Annotated in this window: 14 protein-coding genes; 5 read left to right on the plus strand and 9 right to left on the minus strand. The window is 72.0% G+C overall.

What is annotated here, in order from left to right; translation table 11 throughout:
- The first annotated feature begins 114 nt into the window (after positions 1 to 114).
- The 3 genes from ACVJ1F_RS13420 (at position 115) to ACVJ1F_RS13430 (ending at position 3,248) form a co-directional block, all read left to right on the plus strand.
- Complete coding sequence (locus tag ACVJ1F_RS13420; RefSeq protein ID WP_456886794.1) at positions 115 to 1,944, plus strand: MDR family MFS transporter; 1,830 nt, start codon at positions 115 to 117, stop codon at positions 1,942 to 1,944.
- Positions 1,945 to 2,339: 395 nt separating this feature from the next.
- Positions 2,340 to 2,924 (plus strand): MarR family winged helix-turn-helix transcriptional regulator, encoded by a 585-nt coding sequence (locus tag ACVJ1F_RS13425; protein WP_456886796.1) that lies wholly within the window; start codon positions 2,340 to 2,342, stop codon positions 2,922 to 2,924.
- 150 nt (positions 2,925 to 3,074) lie between these two features.
- Positions 3,075 to 3,248: a hypothetical protein gene (locus ACVJ1F_RS13430; protein WP_456886798.1), complete on the plus strand. Its 174-nt coding sequence runs from the start codon at positions 3,075 to 3,077 to the stop codon at positions 3,246 to 3,248.
- Positions 3,249 to 3,362: 114 nt separating this feature from the next.
- Here ACVJ1F_RS13430 and ACVJ1F_RS13435 read toward each other — a convergent pair whose 3' ends face one another.
- The gene (locus tag ACVJ1F_RS13435; protein ID WP_159825869.1) at positions 3,363 to 4,223 is read right to left on the minus strand and encodes a DNA-methyltransferase; all 861 of its coding nucleotides are present in this window, start codon (positions 4,221 to 4,223) and stop codon (positions 3,363 to 3,365) included.
- A gap of 71 nt (positions 4,224 to 4,294) precedes the next feature.
- On the opposite strand from ACVJ1F_RS13435, the gene ACVJ1F_RS13440 reads away from it, so the two are divergent.
- The gene (locus tag ACVJ1F_RS13440) at positions 4,295 to 4,579 is read left to right on the plus strand and encodes a GNAT family N-acetyltransferase (RefSeq protein WP_123571960.1); all 285 of its coding nucleotides are present in this window, start codon (positions 4,295 to 4,297) and stop codon (positions 4,577 to 4,579) included.
- 93 nt (positions 4,580 to 4,672) lie between these two features.
- Here ACVJ1F_RS13440 and ACVJ1F_RS13445 read toward each other — a convergent pair whose 3' ends face one another.
- The 6 genes from ACVJ1F_RS13445 to ACVJ1F_RS13470 all read right to left on the minus strand — a co-directional run bounded on the left by ACVJ1F_RS13445 (position 4,673) and on the right by ACVJ1F_RS13470 (position 10,715).
- Complete coding sequence (locus ACVJ1F_RS13445; RefSeq protein ID WP_056047318.1) at positions 4,673 to 5,722, minus strand: lipoate--protein ligase family protein; 1,050 nt, start codon at positions 5,720 to 5,722, stop codon at positions 4,673 to 4,675.
- Between the two features lie 9 nt (positions 5,723 to 5,731).
- Positions 5,732 to 6,607 (minus strand): alpha/beta fold hydrolase, encoded by an 876-nt coding sequence (locus ACVJ1F_RS13450; protein ID WP_456886801.1) that lies wholly within the window; start codon positions 6,605 to 6,607, stop codon positions 5,732 to 5,734.
- A 71-nt stretch (positions 6,608 to 6,678) separates the two neighbouring features.
- A complete protein-coding gene (locus ACVJ1F_RS13455) occupies positions 6,679 to 7,320 on the minus strand; it encodes a PepSY domain-containing protein (RefSeq protein WP_456886803.1) in 642 nt (213 codons plus the stop codon).
- Between the two features lie 228 nt (positions 7,321 to 7,548).
- Entirely contained in the window at positions 7,549 to 9,159 is a 1,611-nt protein-coding gene (locus ACVJ1F_RS13460) for a HAMP domain-containing sensor histidine kinase (RefSeq protein WP_456886805.1), read from the minus strand.
- Positions 9,152 to 9,829, minus strand: a complete 678-nt coding sequence (locus ACVJ1F_RS13465; RefSeq protein WP_277960005.1) for a response regulator transcription factor — start codon at positions 9,827 to 9,829, stop codon at positions 9,152 to 9,154. Before ACVJ1F_RS13465 ends, ACVJ1F_RS13460 begins: the two co-directional genes overlap by 8 nt.
- A 133-nt stretch (positions 9,830 to 9,962) precedes the next feature.
- The gene (locus ACVJ1F_RS13470; protein ID WP_056047333.1) at positions 9,963 to 10,715 is read right to left on the minus strand and encodes an SDR family NAD(P)-dependent oxidoreductase; all 753 of its coding nucleotides are present in this window, start codon (positions 10,713 to 10,715) and stop codon (positions 9,963 to 9,965) included.
- 171 nt (positions 10,716 to 10,886) lie between these two features.
- Between ACVJ1F_RS13470 and ACVJ1F_RS13475 the strand changes: the two genes are divergently transcribed.
- The gene (locus ACVJ1F_RS13475) at positions 10,887 to 11,591 is read left to right on the plus strand and encodes an HAD family hydrolase (protein WP_456886808.1); all 705 of its coding nucleotides are present in this window, start codon (positions 10,887 to 10,889) and stop codon (positions 11,589 to 11,591) included.
- A 58-nt stretch (positions 11,592 to 11,649) separates the two neighbouring features.
- On the opposite strand, the gene ACVJ1F_RS13480 is transcribed toward ACVJ1F_RS13475, so the two are convergent.
- Entirely contained in the window at positions 11,650 to 12,069 is a 420-nt protein-coding gene (locus ACVJ1F_RS13480; RefSeq protein WP_456886810.1) for a VOC family protein, read from the minus strand.
- 112 nt (positions 12,070 to 12,181) lie between these two features.
- Positions 12,182 to 13,408 (minus strand): multidrug effflux MFS transporter, encoded by a 1,227-nt coding sequence (locus ACVJ1F_RS13485; protein WP_456886812.1) that lies wholly within the window; start codon positions 13,406 to 13,408, stop codon positions 12,182 to 12,184.
- Between the last annotated feature and the right edge of the window lie 67 nt (positions 13,409 to 13,475).

The following is a 13,475-nucleotide window of genomic DNA, read 5'->3' on the forward strand; positions in this document are numbered from 1 at the left end:
GCGGACCGACACGGACGGACGATTCCTCTTGTTGTCGGATGCTTGCCCGTGAAGTAACTTTGCGTACTGCGCAATTCCTCGTCGCGCCTCCCCCGTCCAGACAGAAGAGACACCATGTCGAGCGCCGCCTCCGCACCCACGACCACGGCCCCCGCCGAGCGCCAGGGCCTGATGACCCACCGCCAGATCCTGTACGTCATCTTCGGCCTGATGGCCGGCATGTTCCTCTCGGCCCTCGACCAGACGATCGTCGGCACCTCGATGCGGACGATCGCGGACGACCTCGACGGGCTCAGCCTGCAGGCCTGGGTGACCACCGCCTACCTGATCGTGTCGACCATCTCGACGCCGATCTACGGCAAGCTCAGCGACATCTTCGGCAGGCGACCGCTCTTCCTGATCGCCATCACGATCTTCTTGCTCGGGTCCGTCGCGGCCGGCTTCTCCGAGAGCATGTACCAGCTCGCCATCTTCCGGGCGATCCAGGGCATGGGCGCCGGCGGCCTCATGGCCCTGCCGCTGACGATCATGGGCGACATCCTGGCCCCGCGTGAGCGCGCGAAGTACCAGGGCTACTTCCTCGCCGTGTTCGGCATCTCGAGCGTCATCGGCCCGCTCGTCGGCGGACTCTTCGCCGGAGCCGACCAGATCCTCTTCGTCACCGGCTGGCGCTGGGTGTTCCTGATCAACGTGCCGATCGGCATCGTGGCGCTGTTCATCGTCGTGCGGTTCCTGCACATCCCGGGCCAGAAGCGTCGTGAGAACGTGCGCATCGACTGGTTCGGCGCCGCCGCCGTCATCGTGGCCGCCGTGCCGCTGCTGCTGGTGGCCGAGCAGGGCCGCACCTGGGGCTGGAGCTCGCCCGGAGCCTTCGCCTGCTACGTGATCGGGGCCGTCGGCATCGTCGCGTTCGTCGTGATCGAGCGATCGATGGGCGACGACGCACTCATCCCGCTCAAGCTGTTCCGCAACCCCACCTTCTCGATGGCGACCGTGCTCGGCGTGCTCGTCGGGTTCGGCATGTTCGGCGCCCTGCTGACGGTTCCGCTGTACCTGCAGCTCGTGAACGGGGCGACCCCGACCGAGAGCGGCTTCCAGATGCTGCCGATGATCGCCGGCCTGATGATCTCGTCGATCGTCGCCGGCCAGCTCATCTCACGGACGGGCAAGTACAAGATCTTCCCGATCACGGGCACGGCGTTCATGGCGGCCGGGTTCTTCTGGTTCACGAACCTCTCGTTCGACAAGCCGTACTGGTTCATGATGGTCGGCATGCTGTTGGTCGGCCTGGGACTCGGACAGCTGATGCAGACCCTGACCATCGCCTCGCAGAACTCGGTCGGGGCCCGCGACATCGGCGTGGCCACGTCGGCGTCGACGTTCTTCCGACAGATCGGCGGGACGCTCGGCACGGCCGTGCTGTTCTCCGTGCTCTTCAGCCGCATCCCCCAGACGATCGCGGACGCCTTCGCCGACTCGAGCCTGCAGGGCCGTGCCCAGGCCGCCCTCGCCGACCAGTCGGTGCTGAGCGACCCGGCGAACGCCGCGATCCTCAAGCTCTACCAGGCGGCCGGAGGCGGCGACACGTCGCAGGTCGGCGGCGCACTCGACGGCAACACGTCGTTCCTCAACACGGCCGACCGCCGTCTCGCCGCGCCGTTCCTCGACGGCTTCGCGAACGCGGCCGTGACGGTCTTCTGGGTCGCCCTGGTGGTGGTGCTCGTGGCCTTCGTGCTGAGCTTCTTCCTCAAGGCCACGCCGCTGCGCCAGAAGTCGGCCATCGACGAGGCAGCCGACGACGCACGGGCCGCCGTGGCCGCCGACGCCGCACTCTCGGCGCAGGCCGCCGCCGCGCAGACCGGTTCGCTGGTCGCCCCCGACACGGGTTCGATCGACGTCGTGCCCACGGAAGAACGGGGCGACGACACCTCGCCTCGGCGCTGATCCGGTGCCCGGCGCGACGTCCGCCCGGCACCCGATCCGCTCGAGCTGGTGTCGCGACACGGCAGGTGTCGGGTAGCGTTCCCTCGACGGCGCTTCGGTGCCGAACGGTTCGTCCCGCGTCCGGCGTTCCCTGCCCGTGAAGCTCACGCGGGAGGCGAGACGACCGAAGGCCGCACACCCACGGGGTGTGCGGCCTTTCTCCGTCATGGGACGCCCCACCGAATCGATTCCCTGCGTGAAGCTCTGGTCGACACGGCGGGACGTCTCTGCCCACGCGAGGCGGACGTGTCGAGCCTAGGACGGACACGAGCGGCAGCACAGGGGTTGACAACGAGAAAAACCTGGTCAGCGATGATTTTTGCTAGACGGACTAGCGACGGGGCTAGACTCCCCTCATGCCCGATCAGCACGCCACCGCCGCACCCTTCGACGCGTCCGGCTATTGGTATAGCAGCAGCACCGAAGAGCGCGGCGTCACGGTGTTGAACACCCTCCGCGCCTACCGTGCCGCCGAGGTGGCGATGCGGGCCCGCACCCGCAAGTCGATGAAGATGAACGACACCGACCTCGCCGCCCTGCGGTTCCTCCTGCGGGCCCAGAGGCTCGGCGACCCCGTCAGCGCGAAAGAACTGGCCGCCCAGCTGAAGATCACCTCGGCCTCGACCTCGGTGCTGATCAACCGCCTCGTCGCGAGCGGGCACATGCTGCGCCACCCCCACCCGACCGACAAGCGCGGGGTCCTGCTGACCGCCACGGGCGACTCGAACACCGAGGTGCGCGACACCATGGCGGCGATGCACGCCCGCATGATCTCGACGGCCGAGTCCCTCGACGCCGACGAGGCGGCCGTGGTCGTGGGCTTCCTGCAGCGCATGACGGCCGCGATCGAGATCGACGACCACCACGTCGACGGCGATCCGGCCGACCGGGCCGGCACGGGCACGGGCACGGGCACGGGCACGGGCCACCGTCCGTCCTAGCCGTTGAGCGAACAACTGGTGAACTGACTAGATCGACTAACCATCGACGTGACAGTCTGACCGCACGGCGCCGATTCACGGCGGTGTCGTGACCGTCCGAAGTCCCACCGTTCCGCCAGGCATCGCAGGGGTGCCAGAGACGAGCCGAACATGACCACGATCGACGTCGCTCGTAGCGACCGCTCCACCTCCACCCGCAGCGCCTTCTCCGAGGTGCGCGACACCGCCCGCCAGCGAACGCTCGCCGTCATCGCGACGGCTGCCACCGGCGCGAGCGTCAGCCTCGTCGCCGCCCTGCTCCTCGCGCTCGGCGTCGTGCGATGACGTGCCCGTCGGGCTTCTCCGCCCAGCAGATGCAGAGTCTGACCCACGAGCAACTCGTGTCGTTCGTCCGCGGGTCGGTCACGACGGCCGTCTCGGCCGCCGACCTGCACGCCGTCAGACCGACTCGACCTGCGCCGACGGGAGCCGTCTGCGCATGACGGCCACCGCCTCCTCGTTGCTGTCGACGAGCAGGTAACGACGACCGAGGGCATCCGCCACCGCCCCGGTGGTGCCGCTGCCGGCGAAGAAGTCGAGCACCCAGTCGCCTTCGCGGCTGGAGGCCTGCACGATGCGACGCAACACGCCCTCGGGCTTCTGCGTCGGGTAGCCGGTCTTCTCGCGACCGGTCGGCGACACGATGGTGTGCCACCACACGTCGGTCGGCAGCTTGCCCCGGGCGACCTTCTCGGGCGTGACGAGCCCCGGGGCCATGTACGGCTCGCGGTCGACGCTCGTCGAGTCGAAGTGGTACTTCGTGGGGTCTTTGACGTAGACCAGGATCGTGTCGTGCTTGGTCGGCCACCGGGTGCGGCTCTTGGCGCCGTAGTCGTAGGCCCAGATGATCTCGTTCAGGAAGCAGTCCCGCCCGAACAGGGCGTCGAGCAGCACCTTCGCGTAGTGCGCCTCGCGGTAGTCCAGGTGCAGGTAGAGGGTGCCGTCGGGGGCCAGCAGCCGCCAGGCCTCCGCCAGGCGCGGTTCGAGGAACGACCAGTAGTCCTCGAAGCGGTCGTCGTAGCCCATCAGGTCGCCCCGGATGCGCTCGTACCGCACGCCCTTGAAGCCCGCCACCGAGGTGGTCGAGTCCTCGGCGCTGCGCACGGACGTCGTCGACCGGCGACGCTGCTGCCGCCCGGTGTTGAACGGGGGGTCGAGGTAGACGATCGTGAACCCGCCGTCGGGCAGCTGCGCCGTGACGTCGAGGGCGTCGCCGTGGACCACGAGGCTCGGGGAGGCGGTGGTCCAGTCGAGGGGCATCCGACCATTCTGCTGCCTGGCGGGCACCGACACGCGCCCGACTCCCGGCCCGGGGCGCGTAGCGTGTCGGGATGACCACCGAGGTAGAGAACCGCCCCACCCAGAACCAGTACGCCCTCGTCGAGGACGGCGAGACGATCGGCTTCGCGGCCTACGACGTCGCCGGCCACGAGATCCGCTTCACCCACACCGAGATCGACCCCAGCCGACGATCCGCCGGCCTGGGGGCCCGGCTCGTCCAGGGTGCCCTCGACGACGTGCGCGCGAACACCGACCTTCGCGTCGTGCCGCTCTGCCCGTTCGTGGTCGACTTCGTCGAGGACCACGTCGACTACCGCGAGTTGCTCGACCGCTGACCGCGGTGCGGCCGCCGAGGCGACCGCGGCGAGACCGCCGAGGCGGACCCCCGGCAGGAGGCGCGGGTCGCCTCGACGGCGCCCCTCACGTGCTCAGGGCACGCGCGCCAGCCACTCGGGCGTCGCGAACTTCGAGGTGACGAGCTGCTCGGCCTTCTCGAGCTCGGCCTCGGTGACGTGGCCTTCGGTCGCCCCGTAGAGGCCGGTGAAGGTCTGCTTGAGCCGCTCGATGATCTCGGCGCGGGACAATCCCGTCTGGCTCCGGAGGGGATCGACGCGCTTGGCGGCGCTGGTGGTGCCCTTGTCGCTCATCTTCTCGCGGCCGATGCGCAGGACCTTGACCATCTTGTCGCCGTCCATGTCGTACGACATGGTGGCGTGGTGCAGCAGGGCCCCGTTGCCCAGGCGCTTCTGCGCAGCCCCGCCGATCTTGCCCTTGGCGCTGGTGATGTCGTTGAGCGGCTGGTAGAAGGCGTCGATGCCGAGCGACTTGAGCGCCGTGATGACCCACTCGTCGAGGTACGCGTACGAGTCGGCGAAGCTCATGCCCTGCACGAGCTCGCCCGGAGCGTAGAGCGAGTACGTCACGATCGACTGGGCGTCCATGAACATCGCGCCGCCGCCGCTGATGCGGCGCACCACCTCGAAGCCGTGGGTCGAGGCGGCGTCGAGGTCGACCTCGTTCTTCAACGACTGGAAGCTGCCGATGACCACGGCGGGCTGGTCCCACTCCCAGAAGCGGAGCGTGGGCCCGCGGCGGCCCGCTCCGACCTCTTCGGTGAGCACCTGGTCGAGGGCGAGGTGCACGTTGGGCGACACCGGGGCGTCGTGGATGATCTGCCAGTCGTAGTCGCGCCAGTCGGTCGCCTTCGAGAGGCTGCGGCGGATCGCCACGGCGATCGCCTCGGGCGAGAAGCCGAGCAGCACCGCGTCGGCCGGCAGCCCCTGCTTGATCGTCGCCGCGATCGTCGCCGCGTCGGACTCGACCGGCAGGCCGTTCACCGCCCGGTCGACGGCGTCGAGCGCCGTGTCGGGCTCGAGGAAGAAGTCACCGGCGAGACGGAACCCGGCGATGCGCCCCTCTCTGACGTCGAGGTCGACGACCACGAGCTTTCCGCCTGGGACCTTGTACTCACCGTGCATGGTCGCAGCCTATGCCTGGTGCCCCACGCGGTCGTCGAGCCACCGCACCAGGTCGGCGACGACCTCGTCGCGGTTGGTCTCGCGGAACACCTCGTGCCGGGCGCCCTGGTAGACCACGAGCTCGACGTCGCTGAGCCGACTGCGGTTGACGTACGCGTCGGCGAGCTTGCGGGCGCTGGCCTCGCCGCCGAGCGGGTCGTCGTCGCCGACGAGGACGAGCACGGGGAGGTCGCTCGCGAGCCGGGTCGAGGGGCGACCCATCAGCCGCAGCGTGTCGGCCGTGCCGAACAGCTGTCGGGCCGTCGCCTGCACCGACAGGGGGTCGGCCGCCATGGCGTCGACCACGGCCCGGTCCCGGCTGAGCCACTCGTAGCCGGTGTCGCCGAGGTGGGCGTGCCGGGCGTTCAGGTCGCCCGCGTTCATGCTGCCGGGCATGCGGTAGGCCGTGCCGCTCAGCACGACGGCGTCGAACCGGTCGGAGCCCTCGTCGACGAGCTTCTGCGCCATCAACGAGCCCCACGAGTGCCCGAGCAGCACGAGCGGCGAGCCGGGGTTCTCGGAGCGCGCGATGCCCGTCATCCGGACCACCGCCTCCATCGCCCCGCGCAGCCCCGACGGGCCCAGGCGGCCGAGCTTCGTGTGGTCACCGCCCCACTGGCCGAGGCCGGTCTCGCCGTGACCGAGGTGGTCGTTCGCGTAGACCGTGTAGCCGGCCCGCACGAGGTCTTGGGCGAGGTCCTCGTAGCGCAGGGCGTACTCGCCGAGGCCGTGGGCGAGCTGCACCACGGCCTTGGGCGACGCCGCCTTCCAGACGTAGTAGTGCACGGTCACGCCGTGGGCGTCGGTGAACTCGTAGTCGCCTCGGGCGGCGGAGAAGGTGGGCACGGAGCCAGTCTCCCATCACGGGGCCCCGCGGGCCTGGCCGGGCCGGCCCGGCCCGGCCGGGCCCCGTCCCGTCAGCGGCGGGCGTCGACGTCCGTGCGCACCACGCCGAACGCCTGGTCGAGGTCGACGTCGACTTCGGTGCCGTCGTCGAGGCGCACGTCGACCTCGTAGGCCACGCCGGTGTCGTCGCTGCGGTCGGCGTCGGTCACCGTGCCCCCACCGGCGGCGGCGAGGGCGGCGGCCGCGGCCCGGTCGTAGTCCGCGCCGGTCAGGTCGTCGTCACGGGCCGAGTCGTCGCGCCCGGGACCCGCGACGGGCGTCGGGGTGGCTTCCGACCCGAGCGAGTCGTCGTCGCGGTCGTCGCCGGCGACGGGCGTCGGGGTGGCGCCGGACCCGCGCGAGTCGTCGTCGTCGACGCGGCTCGAGGTGACGGAGTAGTCGCCGTCGAGCAGCACCGTCGCCTCGCGACCGTCGGGCAGGACGACCTCGACCTCGTAGCCGACGAGTCCGTCGTCGAGGGTGTCGACCTCGGTCACGGTGCCGCCGCCGGTCTCGGCGAGCGCCGCCTCCTGGGCCCGGTCGCGGGTCTGCGCCGACACGCCGTCGTCGAGGCCCGAGGCGAGGGCCACGCCGCCGCCGCCCAGCACGAGGACGCCCGCGATCCCGCCGGCGATCAGCAGGGACTTCTTCTTGGTGAGGGTGTTCTTCAGCATGGTTCGCTCCGTTCGTGGGGCCGCCGGGCGGCCGGGTCTGTCGCTCTCTCGAGCCGATGGACCCCACTCTCGCGAGAGGGCACTGAAGCGGTCCTGAAGCGACCTGAAGATCCGTTCAGGAGGCGCGGGTCGCGTCACCGGAGCGGGCGGGTCCACGTGCCCCTCGGCGGGTCGGCGCGCACCCGCCCGAGGGCGGGAACCGGCCGACCACCCGGTGGGGCGTTCGGGTCAGGCGGGACCGGCGGGGAGGTGGACCACGAACCGGGCACCTCCGAGAGGCGAGGCCGTGACCGACACCGCGCCTCCGTGGACCCGGACGATCTCGCGCACGATGGCGAGCCCCAGTCCGCTGCCGCCCGCGTCGCGGGCGCGGGCCTCGTCGAGGCGCACGAACCGGTCGAACACCCGCTCGCGGTCCGCCTCGGCCACCCCGGCGCCGTCGTCGTCCACGGTGAGGACCACGCCTCCGTCGCGCTCGGCGAGGGCCACGGCGACGCGGGCGTCGGCGTGCCGGGCCGCGTTCGCGACGAGGTTGTGCACGACCTGGCCGAGCAACCCCTCGTCGCCGTCGACGCGAGCCGGGCCGACGGCCGTGGCGTCGACGGCGAGCGGCCCCCGACCGTCGGGACGGGTGACGCCGCGCAGGCGAGCGGTCTCCGACACCACGAGGTCGTCGAGGTCGACCGGGCGGCGGGTCACGCCCAGGGCCCCCTCGTCCGCCCTGGCGAGGACCAACAGGCCCTGCACGAGCGCCGTCAACCGCGCCTCCTCGCCGAGCACGGTGCCGGCCAGGGCCGCGCCGTCGATGCTGCCGGGGTGGAGCAAGGCCACCTCGGCGTGCTGCCGGATGGTGGCGAGCGGCGTCTTCAGCTCGTGCGAGGCGTCGCCGACGAAGCGCCGCTGGGCCGTCGCCGACGAGTCGAGCCGGTCGAGCATCCCGTTCAGCGTGCGGGCGAGGCGGGAGATCTCGTCGCCGCCGCCCGGGTCGGGCAACCGGTGCGACAGGCTCTGGGCCGTGACCGTGTCGACCTCGCGGCGCATCGACTCGACCGGGCGCAGGGCACGGCCCACGACGAGCCAGGTGGTGACGCCGAGCACGAGCAGGGCCACCGGGATCGCCACGCCGAGCGTGACGAGACTGGCCGAGGAGGCGGCGCTCGCCTCCTCGAGGGAGCGCGCGGCCACGACGCCGTACCCGGTCGTGACGACCCGGGCGGGGACGGGGGTGGCGTCGTCGGTGGAGGACGTGGCGTCGTCGTCCGCCTCGCCGTCGTCGGAGCGCGAGCCGCCCGACCCGGAGTCGTCGTCGGCGTCGTCGTCGTCGTCGTCGTCGTCCGTGGGGGTCGGCGTCGGGGTCGGCGTCGACGCGGCCGGCGTCGGCGTCGCGGTGCTCTCGACCCCGACGTCCTCGCGTTCGACGACGAACGCGTCGCCGTCGAGCGAGACCCGGTCCCCCGAACCGGACGAGGCGATCGACGAGGCGACGTCGGCGAGGTCGTCGTCGCCTCCCACGGCGAGCACGCGCCCGGACGCGTCGGTCACGACGACCAGGGACCCGTCCGTCTCGCCCGCGACGGCCACGCTCGGCGTCGAACCGATCGCGAGGGCCGACACGGCGCGGTCCACGTCGGCCGAGGCGGCCTGGCGCGGGGCGTCGGCGAGCACGGCCTGTTGCACGAGCGCGAAGACGAGGGCGAACACCCCGAGGGTCAGCGCCACGGCGAGCACGGCGGCCACGGTGATGCGCGACCGCAGCGACGCCCGTCTCACCTGACGCGGCCCGGTGCCGGTGGACGGCCCGGGCCCGGGAGCCGGGACGCGAGGGGCCCGCTCAGCCACCCCGCGCCTCCAGACGGTAGCCCGCCCCCCGGAGCGTGACGATGGCTTCTCGGCCGAACGGGCGGTCGACCTTGTTGCGCAGGTGACGCACGTACACCTCGACGATGTTGGGGTCGCCCTCGAAGTCGTCGTTCCAGACCCCGTCGAGCACCTCGCGCTTGGTCACGACGCTGCCCGCGTGACGCATGAGGAACTCGAGCACCGCGAACTCGCGGCTCGTGAGCTCGACCTCGACGTCGCCACGGTGGACGGTCCGCGAGGCGGGGTCGACGCGGAGGTCGCCGGCCTCGAGCACCACGGGGCGTTCACGGGCACCGCGGCGGACGAGGGCGCGCAGCCGGGCGAGCAGGACGGCGAAGGAGAACGGCTTGGTGAGGTAGTCGTCGGCGCCGGTGTCGAGGGCCTCGACCTGGTCCCACTCGCCGTCCTTGGCGGTCAACATGATGACGGGGGTCCAGTCGCCTCCCTCGCGCATCGCCCGGCACACGGCGTAGCCGCTCATGCCGGGCAGCATGATGTCGAGGACGACCACGTCGTAGCTGCCCTCACGGGTCCGCCAGAGCCCGTCGGTGCCGGTCGCCGCGACGTCGACCGCGATCCCCTCGGCCTCGAGCCCGAGCCGCAGACCCTCGGCCAGGGTCGCCTGGTCCTCGACGACGAGCACGCGCACGGGGCCTCCCTCGGTCGCGCCGGGTGCGCGTCGTGCCCATCATGGCGGGAGCGCGCTGAAGCCGGGCTGAAGCGGACCGGCTGAGGAGGCGCGGCGCAGGACTCCCCGCACCGCGCCTCCTGAGGGACCGTCGTCAGTGCGCCGAGTAGCCGCCGTCGACGAGGTGGTAGCTGCCCGTGACGAACGACGCCTCGTCGCTCAGCAGGAAGAGGACGAGCGCCGAGACCTCGGCGTCGGTCCCGAGGCGACCGGTCGCGTGCTGCGACTCGAGGTACGAGAGCGCGTCGCCCTCGAGCGAGGCGCGGACGAGGGGCGTGTCGATGAAGCCGGGGCCGACCGCGTTGGTGCGGACGCCGCGCTTCGAGTACTCGAGCGCGGCGACCTTGGTCAGGCCGACCAGGGCGTGCTTGCTCGCGACGTAGGCCGCGTTCTGGGCGATGCCGACCGAGCCGAGCACCGAGCTCATGTTGACGATCGAACCGCCGCCCGCCTCGACCATCGCGGGCAGCTGGTAGCGCAGGCCGTAGAAGACGCCGTCGAGGTCGACCGAGCGGACGCGGTCCCAGGCGGCGATGTCGTACTCGCCGATGTCGGCGGCGGGGGCGCCGATGCCCGCGTTGTTGACCGCGAGGTGGAGGGCACCGTAGGTCGTCTTCGCGAACTCGACGGCTGCCTCGGACTGCTCGGGCTTCGCGGTGTTCTGCTCGAACGCCACGGCCGTGCCACCCGCGGCGACGATCTGGTCGACGACGCCCTGCGCCGCGTCGAGCTTGATGTCGGTGACGACCACCGATGCCCCCTCGGCTGCCAGGGAGCGCGAGATCGCGGCGCCGATGCCGCTGCCTCCGCCGGTGACGAGTGCCGTCTTGTCGCTGAACCGTGCCATGGTGCGTGCCTTCCTCGTTCGTGGGCCGACCGTCGGGGCCGGTCGGGCTCGTCGACGAGCCCGTCTGCGAACGTACGCCCGCAGGGACCCATGAGCAACAGGTGTCGTCTTGATCCGGGCCGATCTCGTGCAGTCCGTGCACCTTCGCTCGTTCGGGGGCAGGGTGGCGGGATGACCTCCCCCACGTCCTCTGCTCCGTCCACCGCCGTCCTCTTCGACATCGACGGCACCCTGGTGGACTCGAACTTCGCGCACGTCGACGCCTGGTCGCGGGCCTTCACCGACGTCGGCCACCCCGTCGACAGCTGGCGCATCCACCGGTCGATCGGCAAGGACTCGTCCCTGCTGGTCGAGGGGCTGGTCGGGAAGGACGCCGCCGCGCGCCTCCTCGACGACGTCAAGGACGCGCATTCACGCCACTACGCCGAGCACCTCGGCGAGCGGGGCGACCTGCACGTCTTCGGGCGGGCGACCGACCTGCTCGCCGAGCTCGCTCGCCGGGGGCACGGCGTCGTGCTCGCCACGAGCGCGCCCGAGGAGGAGCTGAAGGCGCTGCGCGACCTGCTCGACGTCGAGGACGCCCTCTGGGCCGTCACCTCGAGCGAGGACGTCGAGACCGCGAAACCCGACCCGGGCATCGTCGAGGTCGCCCTCGACAAGGCGGACGTGCCGGCCGAACGCGCCGTCATGGTCGGCGACGCCGTGTGGGACGTCGAGGCCGCGCACCGGGCGGGCGTGACCTGCATCGGCGTGCTGAGCGGCGGCTTCTCCCGGGCCGAGCTGGTCGAGGCGGGGGCCGAGGAGGTCTACGACGACGTGGCCGACCTGCTCGCCCGACTCGACGAGAGCGTGATCGGTCGACTCGGACGCGACTGAGGCGCGGCGACCTCGGCGACCGCCACCGCGCCTCCTCGTCCGTCGGGCGTGCCCCGGCTCAGGCCGCGGCGCCGCCGACGTTGACCATCCAGTGCTGGCCGAAGCGGTCGTCGAGCATGCCGAACGAGTCGCCCCACGGCGCCTGCGACAGGGCCTCGTGCACGGTGCCGCCCTCGGCGAGCGCATCGAACCATCCGGTCAACGTCTCGGCGTCGTCGGGTCCGCCGAAGAGCGAGAGCGACACGCTGCTCGCCTCCTCGAGCGGGTACGAGTCGGGGCGGTCCGCCCCCATCAGCAGCAGGCCCGACGGCGTGGCCAGCTGGGCGTGCATGACCTTCTCGGCCTCGTCGGGGGCGCCGACGCCGAACTCGCCGAAGGTGCTGAAGGTGGGGCTGCCGCCGAAGACGGAGGCGTAGAAGTCGAACGCCTCCCTCGTCTCGGAGCGGAACGCCAGGTACGGGGTGAGCTGCACGGTCACGGGGTCCTCCTCGGGTCACGGCGCCGGTCGGCGTCGAGCCCAGGGTGGCACCACCCGGGCCGACGCACCAGCCCCGGATCGACGGCAGGAGGCGCGGGTCGGGCCCGCGGGGTCAGGTCGCCGGGGCAGTGCCTCGCGACGACGCCCACAGCTGTACGGCGAGACCGGCGGCGATGAACCCGAGCATCAGGGCGCCCATCACGACGGCGGTGCCGCCGAGCGCCCCGGCGAGCGGGGTCGCGGCCCCGCCGAGCCCGAACTGCAGGCCGCCCGCGAGCGCGGCGGCCGTACCGGGTGCGCGGTGCCCGAGCGCCTGCGTCAGGGTGATCGACCCGGGGATGACCCAGCCCCAGCCCGCCGTCACGAGGGCGAGCGCGGGCCAGATCAGTGCCGGGCCGACGCCGGTCAGCGCACCGACGAGCACGAGGGCCGACCCCACGGTGCAGGTGACGAGCCCCACGGTGAAGAGGTGGTCCTCGGCGAAGCGCCCGACGAGGCGGCGGAACACCAGGGTCGAGGCGATCATGCACGACGCGTTCGAGGCGAAGACGAGCGTGTAGAGGCCCTCGCCGAAGCCGTACTGCTCCTGGAAGACGAACGACGACGTCGCGATGTACGAGAAGAACCCGATCGTCGCGGCGCAGCCCGTCACGAGGTACCACCGGAAGCGCGGGATCGCGAGCAGCGTGCCCATCCGTCGCAGCGAGGCGACCAGCGAGCCCGCACCCGGCTCGGGGTCGACGAGCGTCTCGGGCAGACGGCGCGCGGCCGCCCAGGTCAGGGCGGCCCCGAGCACCGCGAGCACGACGAACGTCGCCCTCCAGCTCGACACCGAGAGCACGACACCGCCCACGAGCGGGGCGACGACCGGGCCGACGGCGTTGATCGCGGCGAGCGTCGCGAAGAGCCTGCTGCGCACGAGGCCCGTCGTCGCGTCGCCCACCATGGCCCGGGCGGCCACCGAGCCCGCCGCGCCGCCGAGGCCCTGCGCGACGCGCGCGACGACGAGGGTGGCCGCGTCGGGAGCGACGGCGCAGGCGAGGGAGGCGAGGGCGAACAGGACGGTCCCGCCCAGCAGGATGCGCCTCCTGCCCCGACCGTCGCTGATCGGCCCGATCACGATCTGCCCGACCGCGAACGCGACGAGGAACGCCGTCAGGCTGAGCTGCACCTCGGCCGTCGACGCCCCGAGGTCGCGCGCGATGGCCGGCAGCGCGGGGATGTACATGTCGGTCGCGAAGGGCGAGATGCCCACGACGATCGCCACCGTCAGCACGGCTCCCCTCGCGGACAACCAGGAGGGGCGGCTCGGCTCGGCCGGGACGTCGTCGTCTCTCATCGGCACGAGCCTAGGCGCGGGGCGCCCCGAGGGGTCGCGTCGCACCCGGACCGCGACCAGACGTTTA

Source organism: Frigoribacterium sp. 2355 (assembly GCF_054060695.1).

What these genes read in the sequence shown, in the direction of transcription:
- ACVJ1F_RS13420 (WP_456886794.1), top strand. Translation starts at nt 115, where the DNA reads ATGTCGAGCGCCGCCTCCGCACCCACGACCACGGCCCCCGCCGAGCGC.
- ACVJ1F_RS13425 (WP_456886796.1), top strand. Translation starts at nt 2,340, where the DNA reads ATGCCCGATCAGCACGCCACCGCCGCACCCTTCGACGCGTCCGGCTAT.
- ACVJ1F_RS13430 (WP_456886798.1), top strand. Translation starts at nt 3,075, where the DNA reads ATGACCACGATCGACGTCGCTCGTAGCGACCGCTCCACCTCCACCCGC.
- ACVJ1F_RS13435 (WP_159825869.1), bottom strand. Translation starts at nt 4,223, where the DNA reads ATGCCCCTCGACTGGACCACCGCCTCCCCGAGCCTCGTGGTCCACGGC.
- ACVJ1F_RS13440 (WP_123571960.1), top strand. Translation starts at nt 4,295, where the DNA reads ATGACCACCGAGGTAGAGAACCGCCCCACCCAGAACCAGTACGCCCTC.
- ACVJ1F_RS13445 (WP_056047318.1), bottom strand. Translation starts at nt 5,722, where the DNA reads ATGCACGGTGAGTACAAGGTCCCAGGCGGAAAGCTCGTGGTCGTCGAC.
- ACVJ1F_RS13455 (WP_456886803.1), bottom strand. Translation starts at nt 7,320, where the DNA reads ATGCTGAAGAACACCCTCACCAAGAAGAAGTCCCTGCTGATCGCCGGC.
- ACVJ1F_RS13470 (WP_056047333.1), bottom strand. Translation starts at nt 10,715, where the DNA reads ATGGCACGGTTCAGCGACAAGACGGCACTCGTCACCGGCGGAGGCAGC.
- ACVJ1F_RS13475 (WP_456886808.1), top strand. Translation starts at nt 10,887, where the DNA reads ATGACCTCCCCCACGTCCTCTGCTCCGTCCACCGCCGTCCTCTTCGAC.
- ACVJ1F_RS13485 (WP_456886812.1), bottom strand. Translation starts at nt 13,408, where the DNA reads ATGAGAGACGACGACGTCCCGGCCGAGCCGAGCCGCCCCTCCTGGTTG.